General features: G+C 69.2%; 24 protein-coding genes. 1 reads left to right on the top strand and 23 read right to left on the bottom strand.

All coding sequences use genetic code 11. From position 1 onward, the window contains the following. Positions 1-67: 67 nt before the first annotated feature. Entirely contained in the window at positions 68-1891 is a 1824-nt protein-coding gene (locus OHU35_RS29220) for a glycoside hydrolase family 18 chitinase (protein ID WP_189723234.1), read from the top strand. 14 nt (positions 1892-1905) lie between these two features. On the opposite strand, the gene OHU35_RS29215 is transcribed toward OHU35_RS29220, so the two are convergent. The 23 genes from OHU35_RS29215 to OHU35_RS29105 form a co-directional block, all read right to left on the bottom strand. Next, positions 1906-2352 (bottom strand): DUF2550 domain-containing protein, encoded by a 447-nt coding sequence (locus OHU35_RS29215; protein WP_189723233.1) that lies wholly within the window; start codon positions 2350-2352, stop codon positions 1906-1908. Between the two features lie 130 nt (positions 2353-2482). After that, positions 2483-2860, bottom strand: a complete 378-nt coding sequence (locus OHU35_RS29210; protein WP_184590438.1) for a F0F1 ATP synthase subunit epsilon — start codon at positions 2858-2860, stop codon at positions 2483-2485. Between the two features lie 116 nt (positions 2861-2976). Then, positions 2977-4413 (bottom strand): F0F1 ATP synthase subunit beta, encoded by a 1437-nt coding sequence (gene atpD, locus OHU35_RS29205; RefSeq protein ID WP_189723232.1) that lies wholly within the window; start codon positions 4411-4413, stop codon positions 2977-2979. Between the two features lie 2 nt (positions 4414-4415). Further along, a complete protein-coding gene (locus tag OHU35_RS29200) occupies positions 4416-5330 on the bottom strand; it encodes a F0F1 ATP synthase subunit gamma (RefSeq protein ID WP_189723231.1) in 915 nt (304 codons plus the stop codon). 20 nt (positions 5331-5350) lie between these two features. After that, positions 5351-6940 carry a F0F1 ATP synthase subunit alpha gene (atpA, locus tag OHU35_RS29195; protein ID WP_184590444.1) on the bottom strand — a complete coding sequence of 530 codons (1590 nt, stop codon included), beginning with the start codon at positions 6938-6940 and terminating at the stop codon, positions 5351-5353. Between the two features lie 123 nt (positions 6941-7063). Next, positions 7064-7879 carry a F0F1 ATP synthase subunit delta gene (locus tag OHU35_RS29190; protein WP_233878801.1) on the bottom strand — a complete coding sequence of 272 codons (816 nt, stop codon included), beginning with the start codon at positions 7877-7879 and terminating at the stop codon, positions 7064-7066. Further along, positions 7876-8424: a F0F1 ATP synthase subunit B gene (locus OHU35_RS29185; protein ID WP_189723229.1), complete on the bottom strand. Its 549-nt coding sequence runs from the start codon at positions 8422-8424 to the stop codon at positions 7876-7878. The genes OHU35_RS29190 and OHU35_RS29185 overlap by 4 nt, the downstream gene beginning before the upstream one ends. A 38-nt stretch (positions 8425-8462) precedes the next feature. Further along, complete coding sequence (locus tag OHU35_RS29180) at positions 8463-8702, bottom strand: ATP synthase subunit C (RefSeq protein ID WP_003992984.1); 240 nt, start codon at positions 8700-8702, stop codon at positions 8463-8465. Positions 8703-8770: 68 nt separating this feature from the next. Further along, positions 8771-9538 carry a F0F1 ATP synthase subunit A gene (gene atpB / locus OHU35_RS29175; protein ID WP_405509357.1) on the bottom strand — a complete coding sequence of 256 codons (768 nt, stop codon included), beginning with the start codon at positions 9536-9538 and terminating at the stop codon, positions 8771-8773. A gap of 273 nt (positions 9539-9811) precedes the next feature. Beyond that, complete coding sequence (locus tag OHU35_RS29170; protein ID WP_189723228.1) at positions 9812-10249, bottom strand: hypothetical protein; 438 nt, start codon at positions 10247-10249, stop codon at positions 9812-9814. 297 nt (positions 10250-10546) lie between these two features. Beyond that, positions 10547-11863 carry an MraY family glycosyltransferase gene (locus tag OHU35_RS29165; protein ID WP_189723227.1) on the bottom strand — a complete coding sequence of 439 codons (1317 nt, stop codon included), beginning with the start codon at positions 11861-11863 and terminating at the stop codon, positions 10547-10549. Between the two features lie 129 nt (positions 11864-11992). After that, complete coding sequence (gene glyA, locus OHU35_RS29160; RefSeq protein WP_189723226.1) at positions 11993-13231, bottom strand: serine hydroxymethyltransferase; 1239 nt, start codon at positions 13229-13231, stop codon at positions 11993-11995. 72 nt (positions 13232-13303) lie between these two features. Beyond that, on the bottom strand, positions 13304-13984 hold the full coding sequence (locus tag OHU35_RS29155) for a protein-tyrosine-phosphatase (RefSeq protein WP_189723225.1): 681 nt from the start codon (positions 13982-13984) through the stop codon (positions 13304-13306). Beyond that, positions 13981-14628, bottom strand: coding sequence for an L-threonylcarbamoyladenylate synthase (locus OHU35_RS29150; protein ID WP_189723224.1), 648 nt, complete (start codon positions 14626-14628; stop codon positions 13981-13983). Before OHU35_RS29150 ends, OHU35_RS29155 begins: the two co-directional genes overlap by 4 nt. Positions 14629-14698: 70 nt before the next feature. Next, a complete protein-coding gene (gene prmC, locus OHU35_RS29145) occupies positions 14699-15544 on the bottom strand; it encodes a peptide chain release factor N(5)-glutamine methyltransferase (RefSeq protein WP_189723223.1) in 846 nt (281 codons plus the stop codon). A gap of 32 nt (positions 15545-15576) precedes the next feature. Beyond that, complete coding sequence (gene prfA, locus OHU35_RS29140; RefSeq protein WP_359886345.1) at positions 15577-16653, bottom strand: peptide chain release factor 1; 1077 nt, start codon at positions 16651-16653, stop codon at positions 15577-15579. 108 nt (positions 16654-16761) lie between these two features. Then, positions 16762-16983: a 50S ribosomal protein L31 gene (rpmE, locus tag OHU35_RS29135; RefSeq protein WP_003992975.1), complete on the bottom strand. Its 222-nt coding sequence runs from the start codon at positions 16981-16983 to the stop codon at positions 16762-16764. Between the two features lie 170 nt (positions 16984-17153). Next, entirely contained in the window at positions 17154-18290 is a 1137-nt protein-coding gene (locus tag OHU35_RS29130) for an LCP family protein (RefSeq protein WP_359886346.1), read from the bottom strand. A 210-nt stretch (positions 18291-18500) separates the two neighbouring features. Beyond that, positions 18501-20288, bottom strand: coding sequence for a trypsin-like serine protease (locus tag OHU35_RS29125; protein ID WP_405509355.1), 1788 nt, complete (start codon positions 20286-20288; stop codon positions 18501-18503). Positions 20289-20417: 129 nt separating this feature from the next. Then, positions 20418-22448 (bottom strand): transcription termination factor Rho, encoded by a 2031-nt coding sequence (gene rho, locus OHU35_RS29120; RefSeq protein ID WP_405507403.1) that lies wholly within the window; start codon positions 22446-22448, stop codon positions 20418-20420. Between the two features lie 402 nt (positions 22449-22850). Continuing rightward, entirely contained in the window at positions 22851-23780 is a 930-nt protein-coding gene (gene thrB, locus OHU35_RS29115) for a homoserine kinase (RefSeq protein ID WP_189723219.1), read from the bottom strand. A 340-nt stretch (positions 23781-24120) separates the two neighbouring features. After that, positions 24121-25179, bottom strand: coding sequence for a threonine synthase (gene thrC, locus OHU35_RS29110; RefSeq protein ID WP_189723218.1), 1059 nt, complete (start codon positions 25177-25179; stop codon positions 24121-24123). A 6-nt stretch (positions 25180-25185) separates the two neighbouring features. Next, complete coding sequence (locus tag OHU35_RS29105; RefSeq protein ID WP_405507400.1) at positions 25186-26478, bottom strand: homoserine dehydrogenase; 1293 nt, start codon at positions 26476-26478, stop codon at positions 25186-25188. Positions 26479-26499 lie beyond the last annotated feature (21 nt).

Here is a 26499-nt window from a genome sequence, read left to right as displayed (position 1 = left end):
TTCTCACCGCACCATGAGGGGCGTGAGGCTCAGTCACGCCCCGACCACCCCACAAGGGAGGCGCAGCATGCGCTTCAGACACAGAGCCGCGGCAGGGTTCGCGACCCTGTTGCTCCCGCTGGCCGGTCTCGTCGGCCTCGCGAGCCCCGCCCAGGCGGCCGGCTCCGCCACCGCCACCTACGCCAAGACCCAGGACTGGGGCTCCGGCTTCGAGGGCAAGTGGACGGTGAAGAACACCGGCACGACCGCCCTCAGCTCCTGGACCGTCGAGTGGGACTTCCCCTCCGGTACGGCCGTCACCTCCGCCTGGGACGCCGACGTCACCTCCTCCGGCACCCACTGGACCGCCAAGAACAAGTCCTGGAACGGCACCCTCGCCCCCGGCGCCTCCGTCTCCTTCGGCTTCAACGGCACCGGCTCCGGCTCCCCCGCGAACTGCAAGCTCAACGGCGGCAGCTGCGACGGCGGCACCACCGAACCCGGCGACAACGCGCCCAGCGCCCCCGGCACGCCCACCGCCTCCGACATCACCGACACCTCGGTGAAACTGTCCTGGAGCGCTGCCACCGACGACAAGGGCATCAAGAACTACGACGTCCTGCGCGACGGTGCCAAGGTCGCCACCGTGACCACCACGTCGTACACGAACACCGGCCTGACCGCGGGCACCGACTACTCCTACACCGTCCAGGCCCGCGACACCGCCGACCAGACCGGCCCGGTCAGCGGCGCCCGCGCGGTGCGCACCACCGGCGGCGGCACCGAACCGCCGACGGGCGGCAAGGTCAAGCTCGGCTACTTCACCGAGTGGGGCGTCTACGGCCGCAACTACCACGTCAAGAACCTGGTGACCTCGGGCTCCGCCTCGAAGATCACCCACATCAACTACGCGTTCGGCAACGTCAAGAACGGTCAGTGCACCGTCGACGACACCTACGCCGCCTACGACAAGGCCTACACCGCCGACCAGTCCGTCAGCGGCACCGCCGACACCTGGGACCAGCCCCTGCGCGGCAACTTCAACCAGCTGCGCCAGCTGAAGGCCAAGTACCCGCACATCAAGGTGCTGTACTCCTTCGGCGGCTGGACCTACTCGGGTGGCTTCGGCCAGGCCGCCGCCAACGCGGCCGCGTTCGCCAAGTCCTGCAAGGCCGTCGTCGAGGACCCGCGCTGGGCCGATGTCTTCGACGGCATCGACATCGACTGGGAGTACCCGAACGCCTGCGGCCTGACCTGCGACACATCCGGCCCGGCGGCCTTCAAGAACCTGATGTCCGCGCTGCGCACGGAGTTCGGCCCGAACTACCTGGTCACCGCGGCCATCACCGCCGACGGCTCCTCCGGCGGCAAGATCGACGCGGCCGACTACGGCGGCGCCGCGCAGCACCTCGACTGGTACAACGTGATGACGTACGACTACTTCGGCGCCTTCGACAAGGACGGCCCGACCGCCCCGCACTCCCCGCTCACCTCGTACCCCGGGATCCCGCAGGCCGGCTTCAACTCGGCCGACGCCATCGCCAAGCTGAAGGCGAAGGGCGTCCCGTCCGCCAAGCTGCTCCTCGGCATCGGCTTCTACGGCCGCGGCTGGACCGGCGTCACCCAGTCCGCACCGGGCGGATCGGCGACCGGCGCGGCTCCCGGTACGTACGAGGCGGGCATCGAGGACTACAAGGTCCTGAAGAACTCCTGCCCGGCCACCGGCACGATCGCGGGCACGGCGTACGCGCACTGCGGCAGCAACTGGTGGTCGTACGACACCCCGTCGACCATCGCCGGAAAGATGAGCTGGGCCAAGAACCAGGGTCTCGGCGGCGCGTTCTTCTGGGAGTTCAGCGGTGACACAGGGAACGGCGAGCTGGTGACCGCGATCAACAACGGCCTGTCGTAGAACAGTTCGGCGAGTTATGCCACGTTGACACGCTGACCGGGCGGGGCCGCCTCGAGCCACGCGAGGAAACCGGTCAGCGCGTCTTCGCTCATCGCGAGTTCGAGACGCGAGCCCCGGTGCAGACAGGCCAGGATCACATGGTCGGAGAGCAGCGCCAGCTCCTCCTCGCCCTCCGGGACGCGGCGGCCGGCCACCTCGATCGCGGAGCGCTCCAGGGTGCGGCGCGGGCGCGGCGAGTACGAGAAGACGCGGTACCACTCGACACGGTCACCGTTGTACCGGGCCACCCCGTACGCCCACCCTTTGCCGTTGGTGTCGCCCTGCTCGGGGGCGTCCCAGCGCAGGCTGGCGTCGAAGGTTCCGCCCGAGCGCTGGATGAGCCGGCGGCGCAGACCGAAGACGAACAGCCCCACCACCACGAGCGCCACCACGATTCCGCACACAGTCAGAGCGAGGACCATCGACACCGACCTCCTCGTCTCCTAGGTAACGGAACGGAAAAATCTCCCACATCTGCCTCAGCCGCGACTGGGTCCGGATCTCTCCGGTACCCAGCCGCGGCTGAGTGACGTCATCACACGGCGAACAGGGTCAGCGCGCCGCCGTAGCCGCACGCAGACGGACGTCCGCGCGGCGCTGGGCGTCCGCGTCGTCCTCCGCCTTCGCGCGCTCGAGCTCCTGCTCAGCGCGCTGGACATCGATCTCGTCCGACAGCTCGGCGACTTCGGCGAGAAGCGAGAGCTTGTCGTCCGCGAACGAGATGAAACCGCCGTGGACCGCGGCGACGACCGTCCCGCCATCGCTCGTGCGGATGGTCACCGGGCCCGACTCCAGCACACCGAGCAGCGGCTGGTGACCGGGCATGACGCCGATGTCGCCGGACGTGGTGCGCGCGACGACCAGGGTGGCCTGGCCGGACCAGACCTCACGGTCGGCGGCGACCAGCGCGACGTGCAGCTCAGCAGCCAAGGTGGCTCCTCGGGTCACCACCCGGCGGTAGTGCCGGGTGTTGGTTACAAGTCTAGTAGGCGTGACAGAGGGGGCGGGACGAGCCCCGCCCCCTCATGACTCGAGCGCGGCTCGGGTCAGGAGACGCCCAGCTCCTTGGCGTTGTTCTTCAGGTCCTCGAGACCACCGCACATGAAGAACGCCTGCTCCGGGAAGTGGTCGTACTCGCCGTCGCAGATCGCGTTGAACGCGGCGATCGACTCGTCCAGCGGCACGTCCGAACCGTCCACGCCGGTGAACTGCTTGGCGGCGTGGGTGTTCTGGGACAGGAAGCGCTCCACGCGACGGGCACGGTGGACGACGAGCTTGTCCTCCTCGCCGAGCTCGTCGATACCGAGGATCGCGATGATGTCCTGCAGGTCCTTGTACTTCTGCAGGATGCTCTTCACGCGCATCGCGGCGTTGTAGTGGTCCGCCGCGATGTACCGCGGGTCGAGGATGCGGGACGTCGAGTCCAGCGGGTCCACGGCCGGGTAGATGCCCTTCTCGGAGATCGGACGGGAGAGAACCGTCGTCGCGTCGAGGTGGGCGAAGGTGGTGGCCGGGGCCGGGTCGGTCAGGTCGTCCGCGGGGACGTAGATCGCCTGCATCGAGGTGATCGAGTGACCACGGGTCGAGGTGATGCGCTCCTGGAGCGTGCCCATCTCGTCGGCCAGGTTCGGCTGGTAGCCCACCGCGGAGGGCATACGGCCGAGCAGGGTCGACACCTCGGAACCGGCCTGGGTGAAGCGGAAGATGTTGTCGATGAAGAACAGCACGTCCTGCTTCTGGACGTCACGGAAGTACTCCGCCATCGTCAGGCCGGCCAGGGCCACGCGCAGACGGGTGCCCGGGGGCTCGTCCATCTGACCGAAGACCAGGGCGGTCTTGTCCAGAACGCCGGACTCTTCCATCTCCGCGATGAGGTCGTTGCCCTCACGGGTGCGCTCGCCGACGCCCGCGAAGACGGAGACGCCCTCGTGGAGGTTGGCGACACGCATGATCATTTCCTGGATCAGCACGGTCTTGCCGACACCGGCACCACCGAACAGACCGATCTTGCCGCCCTTGACGTACGGGGTGAGCAGGTCGACGACCTTCAGGCCCGTCTCGAACATCTCGGTCTTCGACTCGAGCTGGTCGAACGCGGGGGCCTTGCGGTGGATGGACCAGCGCTCGCCCTCGTAGGCCTCGTCGCTGTTCAGCACCTCACCGAGGGTGTTGAACACCTTGCCCTTGGTGAAGTCGCCGACGGGGACGGAGATGCCCGAGCCCGTGTCGGTCACCGTGGCCTGGCGGACCAGACCGTCGGTGGGCTGCATGGAGATCGCGCGGACCAGGCCGTCGCCCAGGTGCTGGGCGACCTCGAGGGTCAGCGTCTTCTTCTGGCCCGCCAGCGCCGGGTCGGCGACCTCGACGTGAAGGGCGTTGTAGATGTCCGGCATCGCGTCGACGGGGAACTCCACGTCGACGACCGGGCCGATGACCCGCGCGACGCGGCCCGTCGCCGTGGCCGTCTCAACAGTGGTGGTCATTTTCAGTCACTCCCCGCGGTCGCGTCGGCCAGGGCACTGGCACCACCGACGATCTCGCTGATTTCCTGGGTGATTTCGGCCTGGCGGGCCTGGTTGGCAAGCCGGGTGAGGTTCTCGATGAGATCACCGGCGTTGTCGGTTGCCGACTTCATCGCGCGCCGCGTGGCGGCGTGCTTCGAGGCGGCCGACTGGAGCAGCGCGTTGTAGATGCGGCTCTCGACGTAGCGCGGCAGCAGGGCGTCCAGGACGTCCTCCGCCGAGGGCTCGAAGTCGAACAGCGGAAGGATCTCGCCCTTGGGCTTGGCCTCTTCCACGACCTCTTCGAGGCTGAGCGGCAGCAGCCGCGCCTCGACCGCCGTCTGCGTCATCATCGACACGAACTCGGTGTAGACGATGTGGAGCTCGTCCACGCCGCCCTCGGCCGTCTCCGTCTCGATCGCCTCGATCAGCGGGGCCGCGACCTTCTTGGCGTCCGCGTACGAGGGGTCGTCGGTGAAGCCCGTGAACGACTCCGCGACCTTGCGCTCGCGGAAGTTGTAGTGGGCGAGACCACGGCGGCCGACGATGTAGTTGACGACCTCCTTGCCCTCACCCTCGAGCTGCGCGGTGAGCCTCTCCGCGGCCTTGATGGCGTTGGAGTTGAAGGCGCCGGCCAGACCGCGGTCGCTCGTGAGGAGCAGGACCGCGGCGCGGGTCGGGTTCTCCGCCTCCGTCGTCAGCGGGTGCTTGGTGTTCGACCCGGTGGCGACCGCGGTGACCGCGCGGGTGAGCTCGGTCGCATACGGGGTGGAGGCCGCCACCTTGCGCTGCGCCTTGACGACGCGCGAGGCGGCGATCATCTCCATCGCCTTCGTGATCTTCTTGGTCGCGGAGACGGATCGGATGCGACGCTTGTAGACCCGGAGCTGGGCTCCCATGAGTCAGGTCCCTTCCGTCGTCACTTGCCGGCAGCCGGGGTGTCCTCGCCGAGCAGCTTGCCGTCGGAGGTCTCGAACTGCTTCTTGAACTCCGCGATGGCGTCGGCCATGGCCTGGAGGGTGTCGTCCGACATCTTGCCGCCCTCGCGGATGGAGGTCAGCAGGCCCTGCTCCTTGCGGTGCAGGTACTCCAGCAGCTCCTTCTCGAAGCGGCGGATGTCGACGACCGGGACCTCGTCCATCTTGCCGGTGGTGCCGGCCCAGATGGAGACGACCTGGTCCTCGGTGGCCATCGGCTGGTACTGCGGCTGCTTCAGCAGCTCGACCATGCGCTGACCACGCTCGAGCTGCGCCTTGGACGCGGCGTCCAGGTCGGAACCGAAGGCGGCGAACGCCTCCAGCTCACGGAACTGGGCGAGGTCCACGCGGAGGCGGCCGGACACCTGGCGGATCGCCTTGTGCTGGGCGGAACCGCCGACTCGGGAGACGGAGATACCGACGTTCAGCGCGGGGCGCTGACCGGCGTTGAACAGGTCCGACTCCAGGAAGCACTGGCCGTCGGTGATGGAGATGACGTTGGTCGGGATGAACGCCGAGACGTCGTTGGCCTTGGTCTCGACGATCGGCAGACCGGTCATCGAACCGGCGCCCATCTCGTCGGAGAGCTTGGCGCAGCGCTCCAGCAGGCGGGAGTGCAGGTAGAAGACGTCACCCGGGTAGGCCTCACGGCCCGGCGGGCGGCGCAGCAGCAGCGACACGGCGCGGTAGGCGTCGGCCTGCTTCGACAGGTCGTCGAAGATGATGAGGACGTGCTTGCCGTCGTACATCCACTGCTGACCGATGGCCGAACCGGTGTACGGCGCCAGGTACTTGAAGCCGGCCGGGTCGGACGCCGGGGCGGCGACGATGGTCGTGTACTCCAGCGCGCCGGCCTCCTCCAGAGCGCCGCGCACGCCGGCGATGGTGGAGCCCTTCTGGCCGATGGCGACGTAGATGCAGCGGACCTGCTTGTCCGGGTCGCCCGAGCGCCAGTTGTCGCGCTGGTTGATGATCGTGTCGACGGCCAGGGCGGTCTTGCCGGTCTGACGGTCACCGATGATCAGCTGACGCTGGCCACGGCCGATCGGGGTCATGGTGTCGACGGCCTTGTAGCCGGTCTCCATCGGCTGGTGGACCGACTTACGGACCATGACGCCCGGGGCCTGCAGCTCCAGGGCGCGACGGCCGTCCGTCTCGATCTCGCCGAGGCCGTCGATCGGGTTGCCGAGGGGGTCCACCACGCGGCCGAGGTAGCCCTCGCCCACCGCGACGGAGAGAACCTCACCGGTGCGCTGCACCGGCTGCCCCTCCTCGACGCCGCTGAACTCGCCGAGGACGATGGCACCGATCTCGCGCTCCTCGAGGTTGAGGGCGAGGCCGAGGGTGCCGTCCTCGAACTTCAGCAGCTCGTTGGCCATGGCCGAGGGCAGACCCTCGACCTTCGCGATGCCGTCGCCGGCAAAGGTGACCGTACCGACCTCCTCGCGCGAGGCCGCGTCCGGCTTGTACGCCTGGACGAAGTTCTCCAGCGCGTCCCGGATCTCCTCCGGCCGGATCGTGAGCTCCGCCATCTGGGTTCCCTGCTCTCCTTGTTGGGCCCGAAGTTTCTTTGGGGGTCTGGGGGCGACCCCCAGGATTCTTCTGCACGGCCCAACCAGGGCCGTCGTAAGTACGTGGTGCTATTGAGTTGCTGCTCAGCTCGCCAGGCGGCGGCTCGCGTCCTCCAGCCGGTCCGCGAGGGAGCCGTTGATGACCTCGTCGCCGACCTGCACCCGGATTCCGCCGAGGACCTCGGGGTCCACGTCCAGGTTGAGGTGCATCTGGCGGCCGTAGACCTTCGCGAGGGCGGCACCCAGGCGTCGCTTCTGCGGGTCGCTCAGCGGCACCGCCGAGGTGACGATGGCCACCATGCGCTCCCGGCGCTCGGCGGCGAGCTTGGACAGGGACTCCAGTCCCGACTCCAGGCTACGTCCCCGCGGCGCGGTCACAAGGCGCGTCACCAGACGCTCGGTGGCCGACTGCGCCCTGCCGCCGAGCAGGCTGCGCAGCAGCTCGCTCTTGGCCGAGGTGGTGGCCTTCCGGTCGGTCAGCGCGGCACGCAGCCCGGTGCTGCCGGAGACGATCCGGCCGAACCGGAACAGCTCGTCCTCGACGTCGTCGAGCTTGCCGGCCTTCTGCGCGGCGGTGAGGTCGGCGGTGTCGGCCAGCTGCTCCAGCGCGTCCACCAGGTCGCGCGACCGCGACCAGCGGGAGCGCACCATGCCGGCGACCAGGTCGGCGGCCGGGCCGCTGACCTGGGTGCCGAGCAGACGCTGAGCCAGCTCGGCCTTCGCCTCTCCGGCCTGCGCCGGGTCGGTGAGGACCCGACGCAGCGAAACCTCGCGGTGGAGCAGAGCGGTGACGGCGGCCAGCTCGTCGGCGAGCGAGCCCGCGTCGACGGACGTGGAGTCCGTCAGCGCGTCGAGACGCTCTCGTGCGGCTGCCAGGGCCTCGCGGCTCGCTCCGTTCATCGCCCGGCCTCGGCCTTCTCCTCGAGGTCGTCGAGGAACCGGTCGATCACGCGGCTCTGGCGGGCGTGGTCCTCGAGGGACTCCCCGACGAGCTTGCCGGCCAGGTCGGTGGCGAGCTTGCCGACGTCCTGACGCAGCGCGGACGCGGCGGCCTTGCGGTCGGCCTCGATCTGGGAGTGGCCGGCGGCGATGATCTCCTCGCGCTGACGCTGGCCCTCGGCCCGCATCTCGGCGATGAGCGTGGCGCCCTGCTCCTGCGCCTCCTGGCGCAGGCGCGCGGCCTCGTGCCGGGCCTCGGCGAGCTGTGCCTTGTACTGCTCAAGGACGCTCTGGGCTTCGACCTTCATGGTCTCGGCCTCTTCGATACCGCCTTCGATCGCCGCGCGGCGCTCCTCCAGAACCTTGTTGATGTTCGGAAGCAGCTTCTTCCAGAAGAAGAAGAACACGATGGCGAAGGCGATGGTGCCGACGAGCAGCTCGGGGCCCGGAGGAACGAGCGGGTTCTGCTCTTCCTCGGCCGCCAGCTGCACCAGGTTGGCGATCACATCAGTGCCTTTCGTCGAAACGTGTCGGTTGGGAAGTCTTACTTCACACCGAACACGAACGGCATAACGATGCCGATGAGGGCGAGCGCCTCACAGAACGCGAAGCCCAGGATCTGGTTGGCACGGATCAGGCCGGCGGCCTCGGGCTGGCGGGCGAGGGCCTGGGTGCCGTTACCGAAGATGATGCCGACGCCGATGCCGGGGCCGATAGCCGAGAGGCCGTAACCGACGGAACCGATGGAACCGGAGACAGCGGCAAGGGTCTCAGTGGCAGCCATGCTGAATCTTCCTTCTCTTAACGGACCGGTGGGGGTTGGCCACCGGACGACAGGGGGTGGGGTGGGGCTCAGTGATGCTCAGCGAGAGCGCCCTGGATGTACGTGGAGGCGAGGAGTACGAAGACGTACGCCTGGACGGCCTGCACGAAGAGCTCGAAGCCGATCATGGCGATGGTCATCACGAACGAGACACCGGCCGCCGGGATCATCCAGCTGTTCAGCAGGTACCAGGATGCGACGGTGAACATGACCAGCATCAGGTGGCCGGCGAACATGTTGGCGAAGAGTCGCACCGCGTGCGTGAACGGCCGGACCAGCAGGTTCGAGAAGAACTCGATGACCATCACGAGCGGCAGCACCGGGCCGAGCGACTTGTCGTAGCCGGTGACGTTCTTGAAGAACCCGACGAAGCCGTGCCGCTTGAAGGTCAGCGAGACCCAGGTCACGTAGACGATCGCGGCCAGGACCGCCGGGAACGCGATGATCGACGACACCGGGAACTGCGCCAGCGGGATCACGGACCAGATGTTCATGATCCAGATGAAGAAGAACAGCGAGACCATCAGGGGGACGTACTTCTCGCCCTCCTTCTTGCCGAGCGTCTCGTAGACGATGCCGCGGCGGACGAAGTCGTAGCCGGCCTCACCGACCATCTGCAGCTTGCCCGGCACCACCTTGGCCTTGCCGAAGGCCGCATAGAAGAAGCCGATGACGAGGACGGTGGTGATGATGGCAAGCAGCATCACCTTGTTGAACTCGAACCCCCCGACCGTGGCGATCGGCTTGAAGAGGAACGAGTGCAGGCCCGGTGCCGGAAAACCACACCCGTCGGACATGATCCGACAGCTCCAGTCAAAGGCGAGCTGGGTCTGGTCAGCACTCACCGGGGGCTCCTTCGGCGTGACGCATGGGTACGGCAACCTCGTTGTGTCGGCGCGGCGCGCAGCCGCGGATCGGCACTGGACTGGTGTTACGGATGTGAGGGCGGCTTTGGGGCATCGAGCCTCGCGTTCGAGCAGGCGTCAGCTCAGATGCCCGCGCCCGCGATGCCGCAGTTGGCACCGGACGATAGCAGGAGTTCGTACTGCCCTTTATCGCGCCCCTACTCGTCACGACGACGACCCGGTCTTCTCGGGCTTCTCACCCTTCGCCGAGTCCGGGTCGATGTAGAAAATCTTGGCCTTCATATGCGCACGAGCCTGCGCGGCCATCCACACGACGGTCGCGACGACGAGACCGACGGCGAACGTCTTCGGGTTGAAGAGAGAAGTGTCTTTGAAGACGGCGGCGAAGATCAGGAGCAGCAGGAGCTGAGCCATATAAAGCATCAGCCCCATGGCCTGGAACAACTGCGGGAGCGTTTTTGCCGTCCACTGGAGAACGAAGAGACCGATCCCCATGAAGAGGATGGCCACCACCACGCCGACAGCCGCTCCGATCGCCCCCTTGCCTCCGGCCACTACGCCGCTGACGGCGACCGCGACCGCACCGGCAGCCGCTGTGGGCACAGCGCACTGCAAGAGGTTCCGGGCGTCATTGGACGGCATGGCGGCAACTCCGCTTTCGCAGGGGGCAGGGGTGTCGTCATGGACGAGCGTAGTCCCGGGCTGAGTGGAGTCCTCACGCCAAGGGACCGTCGCACTGCGGTCCTTCGGCTCTATCCGGGGGTTCTCGTGAACCGTATCACAAACTATTTGATGCAGTCTTTACCTGGGGGTGTGCGAGCTGTCACACATGAGAGTGAAGCTGCGCGTCTGCGCAAGAACCGCGCCGACTTGTCTGGTATTGGGGTGCTTCGCTCCCCCATCGCAACCCCACGACTTGGCAATGCTCTAGTCAGATTCTTACCTTGTCCCGGCCTTGCGCCGGTCCGTCAGACGCGAACGGGGGCCGATGGCGGTCGCCCCGTTGACACCGGAGACGCCGGAGACCCCGGACACGGCCGCCGCTGACGCCGGCGTCGAGGCCTCGGGTGCGAGGGCGGCGACCGAGCCGCGGCGCCGGTAGCGCGGCGGCACGAAGCGCTCCATCCAGCGCGGGGCGCGCGGCGTGAAGCGCGGCAGCAGAAGCAGCAGGAGACCGATCGCGCTGAGGAACACGACGCCGAGCACGATCCACATGGACGCCGAGTTGACCGAGTAGGCGAGCGCCCCGAAGGCGATCAGGGCCGACCAGAAGTACATGATCAGCACCGCGCGGCTGTGCGAGTGGCCGATCTCCAGGAGGCGGTGGTGCAGGTGGCCGCGGTCGGCGGCGAACGGCGACTGGCCCCGCCAGGTGCGCCGCACGATGGCCAGGATCAGGTCGGCGGCCGGCACCGCGATGATGGTCAGCGGCAGCAGCAGCGGGATGTAGACGGGGACCGTCTGGTGCACGGCCTCCTTCTCGGACCCGACGTACAGGTTGAGCGCGTCCGGGTCGACCTGCCCGGTGACGGAGATCGCACCGGCGGCCAGGACCAGGCCGATGAGCATGGAGCCCGAGTCGCCCATGAAGATCCGCGCCGGGTGCATGTTGTGCGGCAGGAAGCCCAGGCACATGCCCATCAGGATCGCCGAGAAGAGGGTGGCGGGAGCGGCGGCCTCGACTCCGTACGAGTACCAGATGCGGTAGGCGTACAGGAAGAACGCCGCGGCCGCGATGCACACCATGCCCGCCGCCAGACCGTCCAGGCCGTCGACGAAGTTGACCGCGTTGATGGTGATGACGACCAGCGCCACCGTCAGCAGCGTGCCCTGCCCCTGGGAGAGCGCGACCGAACCGACGCCCGGGATCGGCAGCCACAGGATCGTCAGACCCTGTACGACCATCACGCCCGCGGCGATCATCTGGCCGCCCAGCTTGATCAGGGCGTCGATCTCGAACTTGTCGTCCAGCACACCGATCAGCCAGATCAGCGCCGCCCCTGACAGCAGCGCCCGGGGTTCGTTCGACGTCTCGAAGACCTGGCTGAGGTTGGTCAGGTGGTCGGCGACCAGCAGACCCGCGCACAGGCCGAAGAACATCGCGATCCCGCCGAGCCGCGGAGTGGGTTCCCGGTGCACGTCACGTGCCCGGATCTCCGGCATCGCTCCGGCCACGATCGCGAATTTCCGTACCGGCCCTGTCAGCAGATACGTCACCGCGGCCGTGATGCAGAGCGTCAGCAGGTATTCACGCACGGGCTTCCCCACAGGTCTCGCTGGCCATCACAGCCCCACACCCTAGCGATGCGCGCATATGGGTGGGGACTTCCGGGTAGCGACGATGGTTGCACGAGTGGCTGTGCACCCTGGTGCGTCTACCCCCACTCAGCGTGGATACGGCGGAAATCCACCGGCCAGCTCCCGCACTTCTTCACGGGCCCTCACGGTCTCGGTCACGCCCCTGAGCACCCCCGCGAGCAGCTTGGCGATCCTCGCCATCTCGGCCTCTCCCATGCCCTGCGTGGTGACCGCGGCCGTGCCCAGCCTGATCCCCCGGGCGTCGCCGTGAGGAAGCGCACAGCAGTCCAGGACCAGGCCGGCCGCGGCGAGACGGCCCCGGGCGGCGCGTCCCTCGACGCCCAGGGGTGCCGGGTCCGCCGTGATGAGGTGGGTGTCGGTGCCACCGGTGGTGACGACCAGGCCCTCGGCGGCCAGCCGGGCCGCGAGAACCCTCGCATTGGCGACCACCTGATGGGCGTACGCGACGAACGCCGGTGTTGCCGCCTCCCCGAACGCGACCGCCTTGGCGGCGATGGTGTGCATCTGCGCGCCGCCCTGTGTGAAAGGAAACACCGCCCGGTCGACCCGCTCGGCCAGCTCCGCGCGGCACAGGATCATGCCGCCGCGCGGGCCGCGCAGCACCTTGTGGGTGGTCGCGCAGACGATGTCCGCGTACGGCACCGGGTTCGGCGCCGCCCTCCCCGCGACCAGCCCGATGGGGTGCGCGGCGTCCGCGATCAGGTAGGCGCCCACCTCGTCGGCGACCTCGCGGAAGAAGGCGTAGTCGATGTGCCGGGGGTAGGCGATCGAACCGCACACGATCGCCTTGGGCCGGCGCGTGCGGGCCAGGGTGCGTACCTGCTCGTGGTCGATGAACCCGGACTCGGCCTCCACGCCGTATCCGGCGAAGTCGAACCAGCGGCCGGAGAAGTTGGCGGGCGAGCCGTGGGTGAGGTGGCCGCCGTAGGGCAGGCCGAGGGCGAGGACGGTGTCGCCGGGGCGGAGCAGGGCGGCGTAGGCGGCCAGCACCGCCGAAGAGCCCGAGTGCGCCTGGACGTTGGCGTGGTCGGCGCCGAACAGGGCCCTGGCCCGGTCCACGGCGAGGCGCTCGGCGACATCGACGATCTCGCAGCCGCCGTGGTGCCGCGCCCCCGGGTAGCCCTCGGCGTACTTGTTGGCCAGCGGCGAGCCGAGGGCGGCCAGCACGGCCGGCGAGGTGAAGTTCTCGGCGGCGATCAGCTGGAGCGTCGTCGACTGCCGCTCCCGCTCCGCGAGCAGGATGTCGGCGAGCTCGGGGTCCTGGTGGCGCAGGACGTCGGCCTCGATGGCAGGGGTGACCGTCATGATGGGCTCCGGGCGGCGTCGACGGTGACGTACGTCCAATGTAGGCCCGGGGCCCCCGGGGCGCTCGGCCGGTTACGTCTTCGCGGGGACACCCGTGAGGGCGGTGACCACCGGATCGAGTGCCTGGTGTATCTCGTCCCCGATGGACCGGAAGAACGTCAGGGGCGCCCCGTACGGGTCGTACACCTCGTCAGCCTCGGCGTTCGGCGCCAGGAGCCACCCGCGTAGAGCCGCCGCGGCACGCACCAGCGCACGCGCGCGGATGACCACGCCCTCCTCCAGGGGCGGCAGGGTCGCCGGGTCGATGGCCTTCACCAGACGGGTGAACTCCTTGAGCGTGAAGGTCCGCAGGCCGGCCGAGTGCCCCATCGAGATGACCTGGGCCCGGTGGTCCCGGGTGGCGGTCAGCACCAGGTCGGCGCGGATCACGTGCTCGTCGAGGAGTTCACGCCCGGTGAAGCCGGAGGCGTCCGCGCCGAAGTCGGCCAGGACGGTCTCCGCGTGGGACTCCATGGGCGCGCCCTCGTGGCCCCAGGTGCCCGCGCTCTCCACGATCAGACCGCCGCCCAGGATCCCGAGCCGCTCCCGCACGGCATGGCGGGTCAGCCGCTCGGTGATGGGCGAGCGGCACACATTGCCGGTACTGACGTGGAGGATGCGGAAGCTGTCACGCGGAAGCCCCACGAACGTCGTCGTGATCTCCGCCGCGCTTTCCCCGTTGCCTATGCCACGCCCCGCTCCAGGGGCCGTCAATTCGCCACCTCGAGGTCGGGTACGACCTTTCGCAGCTCGTCCGCGGAGATCGCGCCCGCGCGCAGCAGCAGCGGCACCTCACGGGTCACGTCGACGATCGACGACGGCACGTTGCCGGGGGTCGGGCCGCCGTCGAGGTAGACGGAGACGGAGTCGCCGAGCATCTCCTGCGCGGCGTCGCAGTCCTCCGGCGCCGGGTGGCCGGTGAGGTTGGCGGACGACACGGCCATCGGGCCGACCTCGGTGAGCAGCTCGATGGCGACCGGGTGCAGCGGCATGCGCACGGCGACGGTGCCACGGGTGTCCCCGAGGTCCCACTGCAGAGACGGCTGGTGCTTGGCGACAACGGTCAGCGCGCCCGGCCAGAAGGCGTCGATCAGCTCCCAGGCCAGCTCTGAGAAGTCCGTGACGAGCCCGTGCAGGGTGTTCGGGGAGCCGATGAGGACAGGGGTGGGCATGTTGCGGCCCCGGCCCTTCGCGTCCAGCAGATCGGCGACGGCCTCCGAGGAGAACGCGTCGGCGCCGATGCCGTACACCGTGTCCGTCGGCAGCACCACGAGCTCGCCACGGCGGACGGCGGACGCTGCCTCACGCAGACCGGTCACGCGGTCGGTCGCGTCGTTGGTGTCGTATCGCCGTGCCATCTTTAGCTGGCCTCCTCGTACACGTGCTGCTGGGATGAAGACTGCGAAGACTGGGGGGTGATCGGAGTGCTCACGGCAGCGCCTTGCGGGCCGTGGCGAAACGCGGGCGCTTGTTGAGGTCCGGATGGTCGGCCGCGTCGGCCCAGCCCCGCTCCTCGGTGAAGATCCACGGCACCTGGCCGCCCTGTGTGTCGGCGTGCTCCACGACCACGACGCCGCCGGGGCGCAGCAGCCGGTGCGCGGTGCGTTCCAGGCCACGGATCAGGTGGAGGCCGTCCTCGCCGGAGAAGAGGGCCAGGTCGGGGTCGTAGTCCCGCGCCTCCGGGGCGACGTACTCCCACTCGGTGAGCGGGATGTACGGCGGGTTGGTGATGACCAGGTCGACCTGGCCGTCCAGGTCCGGGAAGGCCGTCAGGGCGTCTCCCTGGCGCAGCTCGACCCTGGACCCCTCCACGTTCTTGCGGGTCCACCTGAGGGCGTCCTCGGACAGCTCCACGGCGTACACGCGCGAGCGCGGCACCTCCTGGGCGAGGGCGAGCGCGATGGCGCCCGAGCCGGTGCACAGGTCGACGATGCACGGCTCGACGACGTCCATGGCCCGTACGGCGTCTATGGCCCAGCCGACCACGGACTCGGTCTCGGGGCGCGGCACGAACACCCCGGGGCCGACCTGGAGTTCCAGGTACCGGAAGTAGGCCCGCCCGGTGATGTGCTGGAGCGGCTCGCGGGCCTCGCGGCGGGCGATGACCTCCCAGTAACGGGCGTCGAAGTCGGAGTCCTTGACGGAGTGCAGCTCGCCGCGCTTGACGCCGTGCACGAACGCGGCGAGTTCCTCCGCGTCGGTGCGCGGCGAGGGCACGCCGGCGTCGGCGAGCCGCTGGGTGGCCTGGGCCACCTCCGCGAGCAGCAGGTTCACTCAAGTCCTCCGGTACTCGTCTCCTACGTGTCTTACGCGGCCGCCAGCTTGGCCGCCGAGTCCGCGTCGACACAGGCCTGGATCACCGCGGCGAGGTCGCCGTCCAGGACCTGGTCCAGGTTGTACGCCTTGAAGCCGACGCGGTGGTCCGAGATGCGGTTCTCCGGGAAGTTGTACGTGCGGATCTTCTCGGAGCGGTCGACGGTGCGGACCTGGCTGCGGCGGGCGTCGGCGGCCTCCCTCTCCGCCTCCTCCTGCGCCGCGGCAAGCAGCCTCGAGCGCAGGATACGCAGTGCCTGCTCCTTGTTCTGCAGCTGGCTCTTCTCGTTCTGGCAGGAGGCGACGACTCCGGTGGGAATGTGCGTGATGCGCACCGCGGAGTCGGTGGTGTTGACGGACTGTCCGCCCGGCCCGGAGGAGCGGTAGACGTCGATCCGGAGGTCGTTGGGGTTGATCTCCACGTCGACCTCCTCGGCCTCCGGGGTGACCAGCACACCGGCCGCGGAGGTGTGGATACGGCCCTGGGACTCCGTCGCGGGCACCCGCTGCACGCGGTGCACGCCGCCCTCGTACTTCATCCGCGCCCAGACGCCCTGCCCGGGCTCGGTGGCGCCCTGGCCGCCCTTGGTCTTCACGGCGACCTGGACGTCCTTGTAGCCGCCCAGCTCGGACTCGGTGGCGTCGATGATCTCGGTCTTCCAGCCGACCCGCTCGGCGTAGCGCAGGTACATGCGCAGCAGGTCGCCGGCGAACAGCGCCGACTCGTCGCCGCCCGCGCCGGCCTTGATCTCGAGGATGACGTCCTTGTCGTCACTGGGGTCGCGCGGGACGAGGAGAAGGCGCAGCTTCTCCGTGAGCTCCTCGCGCCGCCGCTCCAGGTCCTTGACCTCGGCCGCGAAGTCGGGGTCGTCGGCGGCCAGTTCGCGCGCGGTCTCGGCGTCGTCGCCCGTCTGCGTCCAGGAGCGGTACGTGGCGATGATCGGGGTGAGCTCGGCGTAACGCTTGTTCAGCTTGCGCGCGTTGGCCTGGTCGGAGTGCACCGACGGGTCGGCGAGCTTCTTCTCCAGGTCGGCGTGCTCGGCGACGAGTTCCTCGACGGCCTCGAACATCTTGGGCTCCTGTGTACGGACGGGGGGTGAAGGGGCGGGCGACCAAAAACGCCGGTCCCGGAGCGCCCGGTGAGGGGGCGCGTCCGTGGACCGGCGAATTGAGGCTCGCTACTTCTTGGAGCCGGCGGCCTTGCCGAAGCGGGCCTCGAAGCGGGCCACACGGCCACCGGTGTCGAGGATCTTCTGCTTGCCCGTGTAGAACGGGTGGCACTCGGAGCAGACGTCGGCACGGATGGTGCCGGACTCGATGGTGCTGCGAGTGGTGAACGACGCGCCGCAGGTGCAGCTGACCTGCGTCTCGACGTACTCGGGGTGGATGTCGCGCTTCAAGGTGTCTCCTAGGTTTCGGGAGGGCGCCGGGTCGCTGCCGCGGGATGCGGAGCGTGAACCGGAGCCGACGTACCAGTCTGCCAGGACTGGGGCCATCCCCCAAAACCGGGGGTTGCTGTTATTTGTTCCCCGCGGGCCGTCGTGGGTTGTTCGCGCAGTTCCCCGCGCCCCTAAGAGGACGACACCACGCCGTTCGCTTCACCGGTTGCCGAGCCCTTCGTCGCGCTCTTCGGGATCGGCTTGTCTTGCTCCAGGGCCTTCCAGATCTGGTCGGCCTTCTTCTCCTGGAGGAGGACGCGGTTGGGGTCGGCGGGGTCGTAGGCGACCGGCATCGTGACCATGTTCATGTTCGAGGGGGTGATGCCCTTGAGGCCGTTCGCGAAGGAGACGAGCTTGTTGACCGAGCCGAGGTCGGAGTCGGCGGTCACCGTCTTGGTCGCGGTCTCGGCGAGGTCGTAGAGCTTCTTCGGGTTGGAGAAGACGCCGACGTCCTTGACCTGGTTGAGCAGGGCCTTGATGAAGGCCTGCTGGAGCTGGATGCGGCCGAGGTCGGAGCCGTCGCCCACGCCGTGCCGGGTGCGGACCAGGCCGAGGGCCTGCTCACCGTCGAGTCTGTGGGTGCCGGCCTTCAGCTTCAGGTGGCTGTCGGGGTCGTCGATGGCTTTGCTCGTGGTGACCTCGACGCCGCCGAGGTCGTCGATGAGCGTCTGGAAGCCGGCGAAGTCGACCTCCAGGTAGTGGTCCATGCGCAGGTCGGTGATCGACTCGACGGTCTTCACGGCGCAGGCGGCCCCGCCCGTGGAGTACGCGGAGTTGAACATGACGCCGTTCGCGGCGGGGTACTGCTTGCCCTTGGTGTCCGTGCAGGAGGGCCGGTCGATGAGGGTGTCACGCGGGATGGAGACCACGCTGGCCTTCTTGTGGCCCTTGTTGACGTGCACGATCATCGCCGTGTCGGAGCGGGCGCTGCCGTCGTCGGTGCCGCCGCCGAGCTTCTTGTTGCCGCCGGCGCGGGTGTCGGAGCCGAGGACGAGGATGTTCTCGGAGCCGTTGTCGGCCTTCTTGGGCCGGTCGGTGCCGAGGGCCTGGTCGATGTCGACGCTCTTGAGGTTGCCGTTGAGCTTGAAGTACACGTACCCCGCCCCGGTCCCGCCCAGGACGACGATGCCCGCCGCGGTCCAAGCCATGATCATCATGCCCTTGTGACGCTTGCGGGGCTTGCGGCGTCGGCCCTTGGCGCGGTGGCGCTGTCCGGTGGTGCCGGTCTCGCCCGGTATACCCGGACCCGGCGTGCTCTCGGCAGACATGTGCTCCTCGGCTCGTCTTCGGTCGCTTACCCCCTGCGGTCGGTGCCAGGCGTGCTCGGTCGGGGGACTACCCCCTGGCACCATCGTCGCTCCGCCTGGTCAGACGGGGAAACTCGGGAAAGGGTTGCACAACGGACTGTGCCCACCGCGTACGGCGGTGGGCACAGTGCGTGTTCGTCACAGCGGGGTATATCCCGCTCACCTGCGGTTTCAGCCGAAGATGTCGTACTGCTTGAAATCGGTACCTACGGACTTCCTTGTGGCAAAGATCTCGCTGGTCGCCTTGCCGGTGCCCGGGTACAGGTAGAGCGTGCCGCCGGGGGTGCGGGCCAGGAAGTCGGCCTTGCCGTCGCCGGTGATGTCGCCGGTCGCGTCGAAGGCGTTGTAGCCGCCCCAGGAGCGCACCTTGACCCGGGCCGAGAAGGCGCCGGAGCCGGACTTGCCGGTGCCCTTGTAGAGGTAGATGTGGCTGCCCGACTTGCTGCGGGCGATCAGGTCCGTCTTGCCGTCGCCGGTGAAGTCGCCCTTGCCGCGCACGGAGTTGTACTGGTTCCAGCCGGAGCCGACCTTCACGCGGGCGGCGAAGGTGCCGTTGCCCTTGCCCGGGTAGATCCACATGACGCCCGCGGAGTCGACCGAGAGCAGGTCGGGCAGGTAGTCGCCGGTGACGTCACCAGGCGTGATGACACGGGTGCGGGTCTTCCAGTTGTCGGCGATCTGCTTGGTGGACCAGGTGCCGCTGGAGACCACGTAGTGGGTCCAGAAGAGGTCGCCGTCGCTGCTGCGCCGGTAGACCAGGTCCTGGTATCCGTCGCGGTCGAGGTCGGTCTGCAGGACGACGTTGAAGCCGTTCCAGTTGCCCCAGGACTCGCGGGCGGCGAACGACGTGCCCTTGGAGTCCTTGGAGTAGCCGGTCTTGGTGGAGGCGTTGCGCACCCACAGGTCGGCCTTGTGGTCGCCGCTGATGTTGGTGTCGTCGACGCGCGGATAGGCGGCGCCGACGTACGTGCTGACCTTGCTGAAGACGCTGTAGGCGCCCTTCGCCACGCAGTCGGTCACGCCCCAGGACACGACACCGACGATCCGGTTGTCGACGACCAGCGGGCCGCCGGAGTCGCCGTTGCAGGCGGAGGTGGTGCCGGTGTCGCTGCCGGTGGCGGGCTTGCCCGCGCAGACCATGTGGCCCTTGACGAAGTCCCTGCCGTAGGCGCCGGCGCAGGTGGTGTCGGACTGGACGGGCAGCGTGGCCGTCTTCAGCGTCTCGGAGATGGCGTCGCTGGTGGAGCTGGTGCGGCCCCAGCCGTAGACCTTGGCGCTGGTGCCGGCCTTGTACGACGTGGTGTCACCGGATGTCGTCATGCGGATCGGCTTGGCCTTGACCGGGACCGGCAGGGTGAGCACCGCGATGTCGTTGTCGATGGTCGTCGCGTTGTACGACGAGTGGTTCCACTGCCGCCAGACGCCCGTGACGGTGCCGCCGTGCAGGTCGGTGCCGTCGGCCGAGGGCAGCTGGGAGGTGCCGGTGACGACGGCGCCGTTGGCGTTCCAGTTGTAGCCCTTGACGCAGTGCGCGGCGGTGAGGATCTTCGTCGGCGCGACGACGGCGCCACCGCAGAAGAAGCCGATGTCGTCGCTCGTGCTCGAGGTGCCCCGGTCGTCGTAGTAGTGGAGCTGCGCCATCCACGGGGCCGAGGTGATGGTGGTCTGGCTGCCGCCGATGACCTTCGGGTCGATGCGGCCCTCGTTCGTGCTCGCGCTCAGCGACGCCTTGCTCGTCCTGCCCGCGGTGTCGTCGCCGGCCAGGGCGCCCGCGACGCGCTTCTCCAGCTCGGCGGACGACGGCGAGCTGGTGGCGGGCTTGACCGTCGGCTGCGGCAGCGGGGTGGCCGCGTCGGCGGATGTCGTCAGCAGCGCGGCTGCCACGGCGGCGGCGATACCGGCCGATGCGACGGGTAGTGCGATGCGTATCCGGCGTCTGTGCCGCCCGCCCCCAGGCATGGATGTACCCACGTATGTCCCCCCTCGGGATCACATGTTCGAAGAGCGTGATCCTACCTGCACACGAACACCACAAAGGGCCGCCCCCGTCCGTTTCCGGACGGGGGCGGCCCTTGCGCAGTCCTTGCCTCAGTCGCCGTTGCCCGGCATCGGCGTCGTCTTCTGGATCTGCATCAGGAACTCGGCGTTCGACTTCGTCTGCTTCATCTTGTCCAGGAGCAGCTCGATCGCCTGCTGCTGGTCGAGCGCGTGCAGCACACGGCGCAGCTTCCAGGTGATGGCGAGCTCGTCGCTGCCGAGCAGGATCTCTTCCTTACGGGTACCGGACGCGTCCACGTCCACCGCCGGGAAGATGCGCTTGTCGGCGAGCTTCCGGTCGAGCTTGAGCTCGGCGTTGCCGGTGCCCTTGAACTCCTCGAAGATCACCTCGTCCATGCGGGACCCGGTGTCCACCAGCGCGGTGGCGAGGATGGTCAGCGAGCCACCGTCCTCGATGTTCCGCGCGGCACCGAAGAAGCGCTTCGGCGGGTACAGCGCGGTCGAGTCGACACCACCGGACAGGATGCGGCCGGAGGCCGGGGCGGCGAGGTTGTAGGCACGGCCCAGACGCGTGATGGAGTCCAGCAGGACGACCACGTCGTGCCCGAGCTCGACCAGCCGCTTGGCGCGCTCGATGGCGAGCTCGGCGACGGTCGTGTGGTCCTCGGCCGGGCGGTCGAAGGTCGAGGAGATGACCTCGCCCTTGACCGACCGCTGCATGTCGGTGACCTCTTCCGGACGCTCGTCGACCAGGACGACCATCAGGTGGCACTCGGGGTTGTTGTGCGTGATCGCGTTGGCGATCGCCTGCATGATCATGGTCTTGCCGGTCTTCGGCGGGGCCACGATCAGACCACGCTGGCCCTTACCGATCGGCGACACGAGGTCGATGATGCGGGTGGTCAGCACGCCCGGGTCCGTCTCCAGACGGAGCCGGTCCTGCGGGTACAGCGGCGTCAGCTTGTTGAACTCCGGCCGTCCGCGCCCGGATTCGGGCGCCATGCCGTTGACGGAGTCGAGGCGGACCAGCGCGTTGAACTTCTCGCGGCGCTCGCCTTCCTTCGGCTGACGCACGGCACCGGTGATGTGGTCACCCTTGCGCAGGCCGTTCTTGCGGACCTGGGCGAGGGAGACGTACACGTCGTTCGGGCCGGGCAGGTAGCCGGACGTGCGGATGAAGGCGTAGTTGTCGAGGATGTCCAGGATGCCCGCGACGGGGATCAGGACGTCGTCCTCGGTGATCTGCGGCTCCTGCACGTCGTCGCGGCCACGACGGCCACGGCGGTCGCGGTAACGCCCGCGACGGCCACGACGGCCGCCCTCGAAGTCATCGTCGTCCTGCTGCTGGCCACGGTCCTGACGACCGCCGCCGCCCTGCTGCTGGCCCTGCTGCTGGCCGCGCTGGCCGCCCTGCTGATCGTCGCCCTTGTTGCCCCGGCCGCCGCGGTCACGGTCGCGGTCCCGGCCGCGGTCACGGTCACGGCGGTCGCGGCGGCGGCCCTCGCCGCCGTCACCGGCGTCGGACTTGGCGTCGTTCTGGGACTGCTGCTGCGACTGCTGCGCCGGGGCCTCGGCCTTGGCGTCGTTCTTCGCCTCGGCAGCGACCGTCTCGGGAGCGGAGGCCGCCGGGGATCCGGCGTCGGCGGTGGCCCGGCGACGACGGCGCTCGGACGGCGCGTCATCGCTGGCAGGCTGCCCGGGAATCTCGATCTGCTGCTGCGCCACGGCCTTGTCGGCCTTGTCGGCGGGGGCCTCGGAGGCCTGCTTCGCTTCCGCCTTCTTCTCCGCCTTCTCGGCGTTGTCCCCCGTACGGGTCCGGGAGGTGGCGCGGCGCTTCGGCTTGGTCTCGGCGGGGGCGTCGGCCTTCGCGGCCGGTGCGGCGCCGCCGGATGCCTGCGCCTCCTTGATGACCTCGATCAGCTGGCTCTTACGCATACGCGCGGTGCCCTTGATGCCGAGGCCTGATGCGACCTGCTGCAGCTCGGCCAGCACCATGCCGTCGAGGCCGGTACCGCGGCGCCGCCGGGAGCCGGCACCGCTGGCAGGCGCGGAGGCGTCCGTGGCGGGCGCGGCAGCGGTCTCCTCGACACGTGCGCCCATCAGATCGGTGGTGTCGCTCACGAAGGGTCCTTCCCTGGAGCGGACGTCGGCCTGTCTGGCTCGGCGACCGGTTGTGCTGTCCGACTTCGGTTCGTGTGGTGTGAACCGTGCCGGGGCGGTGGTCCGCCTAAGCGGCGGAGGAATCTGGTGATGGCGCTTCCTTGAGCCGTGGCACCCAGTGTCAGTGTCACGCGGCGTGGTCGCACCGGTTCCGGAGCGTGCCCTGCGCCCCGCTCAGTGTCCGCGTACGGCGTACGGTCCGACGTACGAAACACAGTGCGGCTTGGGGGGCTCCCGGAAGAATGTCTGTCCCGGACGGGGACACGAGGCACCTCGCCATGGTGGGGTCGGGTGCAGACTTGAGGTTAACACTACCGGATCCAACAAACATTCCCCCTCTCGAAATCCGGCAACCGTGTGCTTTTAGAAGTCACCGGGGGCCGCGAGCGGAAGAACACTCGCGCCCTGCTGATCGAGACTCAGCCGGTTCGCGGCCCAGTCCGCGCCCGCCAGCGCCTCGACCTTGTCGGCGGTGCCCGCGTCGGTCAGCGCCATGACCGTCGGTCCGGCGCCGGAGATGACCGCGGGGACGCCCTCGGCCCGCAGCCGCTCCACCAGCGCCGCGCTCTCGGGCATGGCGGGGGCGCGGTACTCCTGGTGCAGGCGGTCCTCGGTGGCGGGCAGCAACAGCTCGGGGCGCCGTGTCAGGGCCTCGACGAGCAGGGCGGCCCGGCCCGCGTTGACCGCGGCATCGACGTGCGGAACGGAGCGCGGGAGCAGGCCGCGCGCCGTCTCTGTCAGAACTGGCTTTCCGGGCACGAAAACCACCGGAACGATGGAATCGGCGGGCTCCATCCTGATCGCGCGGGCCGCGCCGCCCTCCATCCAGGACAGGGTGAAGCCGCCCAGCAGACACGCCGCGACGTTGTCGGGGTGGCCCTCGATCTCGGTGGCGAGCTCGAGCAGCGCGGTGTCGTCGAGCTTGGCGTCGGCGCCTATGGTCACGGCGCGGGCGGCGACGATCCCGGCGCAGATGGCGGCCGAGGAGGAGCCCAGGCCCCGGCCGTGCGGAATGCGGTTGGCGCAGACGATCTCCAGACCGCGCGGCTGTCCGCCGAGCAGGTCGAAGGCCGTGCGCAGGGAACGGACGAGGAGGTGCTTCTCGTCGCGCGGGAGCGTCTCGCTGCCCTCACCCGCGATGTCGATGTGCAGCCCGGAGTCGGCCACCCGGACGACGACATCGTCGTACAAGCCCAGCGCGAGGCCGAGGGCGTCGAAGCCCGGGCCGAGGTTGGCGCTGGTGGCGGGGACGCGCACCCGGACGGCGGCGGCGCGGAACGCTGGACCGGCCATCGCTCGATGACTCTCCTTGAGCTGCGTGATTGTCGAATGACGTTCGATGGACATTCGATGCGTACGAGAACCCTGGGGGCCGCTGCCGACCGGGATGGCCGGCCGCTGTCCCGGCCGCGGAGACGGCGCGGCACCGTGCTCTATGCGGAGGCATATGCGGCGGGCGGGTTCAGTACAGCCTATCGAAAGAAGGTTCTGTGGCGACATAGGGCGCACAGGAGGCGCACGATGCGTGTCGTATGAGCCCTGTGCACCCCCTGCGGGGAACTTCCCCGGACAGGCGCCGTCTTACGCCGGACCGTGCCGAGCGCTACACCGGCGCTCGGCACGTCAGCGCACGTCAGGCGAGTCCGAGGCGCTCCGCCGCGGCCGCCGAGTCGACGGGGACGGTGACCGGCTGCGGGGCGCCGGCGACGGCCCAGTCGGGGTCCTTCAGCCCGTTGCCGGTGACGGTGCACACGATCCGCTGCCCCGGGTCGACCTTGCCCTGCTCGGCGGCCTTCAGCAGACCGGCGACGGACGCGGCGGACGCGGGCTCGACGAAGACGCCCTCCTGCGAGGCCAACAGCCGGTAGGCGCGCAGGATCTCACGGTCCGTCACCTCGTCGATGAAGCCGCCGGACTCGTCCCGCGCGGCGATCGCGTGGTTCCACGACGCCGGGTTGCCGATGCGGATGGCGGTGGCGACGGTCGAGGGGTCCTTGACGATCTCGCCGCGCACGATCGGGGCGCTGCCGGAGGCCTGGAAGCCCCACATCCGGGGGGTCCGGGCGGAGACGCCGTCGGCGGCGTACTCCTTGTAGCCCTTCCAATAGGCCGTGATGTTGCCCGCGTTGCCCACCGGCAGGACGTGGATGTCGGGCGCGTCGCCGAGCATGTCCACGATCTCGAAGGCGGCGGTCTTCTGACCCTCGATACGTACCGGGTTGACCGAATTGACCAGCGCGACGGGGTAGTTGTCGCTCAGCGCGCGCGCGAGGGTGAGGCAGTCGTCGAAGTTGCCGTCGACCTGGAGGATCTTCGCGCCGTGCACGAGGGCCTGGCCCATCTTGCCGAGCGCGATCTTGCCCTGCGGCACGAGCACGGCGCAGACCATCCCGGCCCGCACGGCGTACGCGGCGGCGGAGGCCGACGTATTACCGGTGGAGGCGCAGATGACGGCCTTGGCCCCCTCCTCCTTGGCCCGGGTGATGGCCATGGTCATGCCGCGGTCCTTGAAGGACCCGGTGGGGTTCGCGCCCTCCACCTTCAGGTGGACCTCGCAGCCCGTGCGCTCGGAGAGCACCTGCGCGGGCACGAGGGGCGTACCGCCCTCGCGGAGCGTCACGACCGGCGTGCTGTCGGAGACGGGCAGCCGGTCCCGGTACTCCTCGATGATTCCGCGCCACTGGTGGGTCATTGCTGGTTACTCTCCTTCAACCCGCATGATGCTGGCGACACCACGCACGGTGTCGAGCTTGCGCAACGCCTCGACGGTCCCGGTGAGGGCGGCGTCGGACGCACGGTGCGTGACGACGACGAGGGAGGCCTCGCCGTCCTTCCCCGACTGGCGAACCGTATCGATCGAGACTCCGTGCTCGGCGAACACGGTCGCGACCTGGGCGAGAACGCCCGGTTTGTCGGCCACGTCGAGGCTGATGTGGTAGCGCGTGACCACCTCGCCCATCGGCGACACCGGCAGGGCGGCGTAGGCGGACTCGCCCGGTCCGGTCGCGCCGTTCAGCCGGTTGCGGCAGACGGCGACGAGATCGCCGAGCACGGCGGAGGCGGTCGGGGAACCGCCCGCTCCGGGCCCGTAGAACATGAGCTGCCCGGCGGCATCGGACTCGACGAACACGGCGTTGTAGGCGCCGCGGACGGAGGCCAGCGGGTGACTCAGCGGGATCATGGCGGGGTGCACGCGCGCGGTGACGGACGCACCGTCCGCGGCCCGCTCGCAGATGGCGAGCAGTTTGATGGTGCAGCCCATCTCCCGGGCGGAGGCGAAGTCGGCGGCGGTGACCTCGGTCATGCCCTCGCGGTAGACGTCGTCGAGGCGCACGCGCGTGTGGAAGGCGATACCGGCGAGGATGGCGGCCTTGGCGGCGGCGTCGAAGCCCTCGACGTCGGCGGTCGGGTCGGCCTCCGCGTATCCCAGGGCGGTGGCCTCGTCGAGGGCCTCCTGGTAGCCGGCCCCGGTCGAGTCCATCTTGTCGAGGATGAAGTTGGTCGTACCGTTGACGATGCCCATCACCCGGTTGATCTTGTCGCCGGCGAGGGACTCGCGCAGCGGCCGGATCAGCGGGATGGCACCGGCGACGGCGGCCTCGTAGTAGAGGTCCTTGTCGTGCTGCCCGGCGACGGCGTGCAGGGCGGCCCCGTCCTGGGCGAGCAGCGCCTTGTTGGCGGAGACGACGGAGGCGCCGTGCTCGAAGGCGGTGGTGATGAGGGTCCGGGCGGGCTCGATCCCGCCGATCACCTCCACCACGACATCAATGTCGCCGCGCTTGACGAGGGCGGTGGCGTCGGTGGTGACGAGGTTCTGGTCGATGCCTTCCCTGACCCGGTCGGGCCGCCGCACGGCCACGCCCGCGAGCTCCACGGGGGCACCGATCCGGGCTGTGAGGTCGTCGGCGTGCGTCGTCATGATGCGCGCCACCTCTGAGCCGACCACTCCACAGCCCAGCAGCGCCACCTTCAGCGGACGCGTACGCATCATCCGACCTCGTTTCCTCATACC

The organism is Streptomyces purpurascens, assembly GCF_045040895.1.
In the GTDB taxonomy this organism is placed as follows: domain Bacteria; phylum Actinomycetota; class Actinomycetes; order Streptomycetales; family Streptomycetaceae; genus Streptomyces; species Streptomyces purpurascens.
The sequence above is the reverse complement of the archived record's forward strand: the minus strand, read 5'-3'. Positions and strand labels throughout refer to the sequence as shown.

Coding starts and splice junctions, on each gene's coding strand:
- thrC (WP_189723218.1), bottom strand. CDS start 25,179: ATGACCCACCAGTGGCGCGGAATCATCGAGGAGTACCGGGACCGGCTG.
- OHU35_RS29150 (WP_189723224.1), bottom strand. CDS start 14,628: ATGGCACGGCGATACGACACCAACGACGCGACCGACCGCGTGACCGGT.
- atpD (WP_189723232.1), bottom strand. CDS start 4,413: ATGACCACCACTGTTGAGACGGCCACGGCGACGGGCCGCGTCGCGCGG.
- atpB (WP_405509357.1), bottom strand. CDS start 9,538: ATGTCCGACGGGTGTGGTTTTCCGGCACCGGGCCTGCACTCGTTCCTC.
- OHU35_RS29190 (WP_233878801.1), bottom strand. CDS start 7,879: ATGAACGGAGCGAGCCGCGAGGCCCTGGCAGCCGCACGAGAGCGTCTC.
- OHU35_RS29180 (WP_003992984.1), bottom strand. CDS start 8,702: ATGGCTGCCACTGAGACCCTTGCCGCTGTCTCCGGTTCCATCGGTTCC.
- prfA (WP_359886345.1), bottom strand. CDS start 16,653: ATGTTCGAGGCCGTCGAGGAACTCGTCGCCGAGCACGCCGACCTGGAG.
- OHU35_RS29130 (WP_359886346.1), bottom strand. CDS start 18,290: ATGTCTGCCGAGAGCACGCCGGGTCCGGGTATACCGGGCGAGACCGGC.
- OHU35_RS29170 (WP_189723228.1), bottom strand. CDS start 10,249: ATGCCGTCCAATGACGCCCGGAACCTCTTGCAGTGCGCTGTGCCCACA.
- atpA (WP_184590444.1), bottom strand. CDS start 6,940: ATGGCGGAGCTCACGATCCGGCCGGAGGAGATCCGGGACGCGCTGGAG.
- OHU35_RS29200 (WP_189723231.1), bottom strand. CDS start 5,330: ATGGGAGCCCAGCTCCGGGTCTACAAGCGTCGCATCCGATCCGTCTCC.
- OHU35_RS29220 (WP_189723234.1), top strand. CDS start 68: ATGCGCTTCAGACACAGAGCCGCGGCAGGGTTCGCGACCCTGTTGCTC.
- glyA (WP_189723226.1), bottom strand. CDS start 13,231: ATGACGGTCACCCCTGCCATCGAGGCCGACGTCCTGCGCCACCAGGAC.
- thrB (WP_189723219.1), bottom strand. CDS start 23,780: ATGGCCGGTCCAGCGTTCCGCGCCGCCGCCGTCCGGGTGCGCGTCCCC.
- OHU35_RS29125 (WP_405509355.1), bottom strand. CDS start 20,288: ATGCCTGGGGGCGGGCGGCACAGACGCCGGATACGCATCGCACTACCC.
- OHU35_RS29215 (WP_189723233.1), bottom strand. CDS start 2,352: ATGGTCCTCGCTCTGACTGTGTGCGGAATCGTGGTGGCGCTCGTGGTG.
- OHU35_RS29105 (WP_405507400.1), bottom strand. CDS start 26,478: ATGATGCGTACGCGTCCGCTGAAGGTGGCGCTGCTGGGCTGTGGAGTG.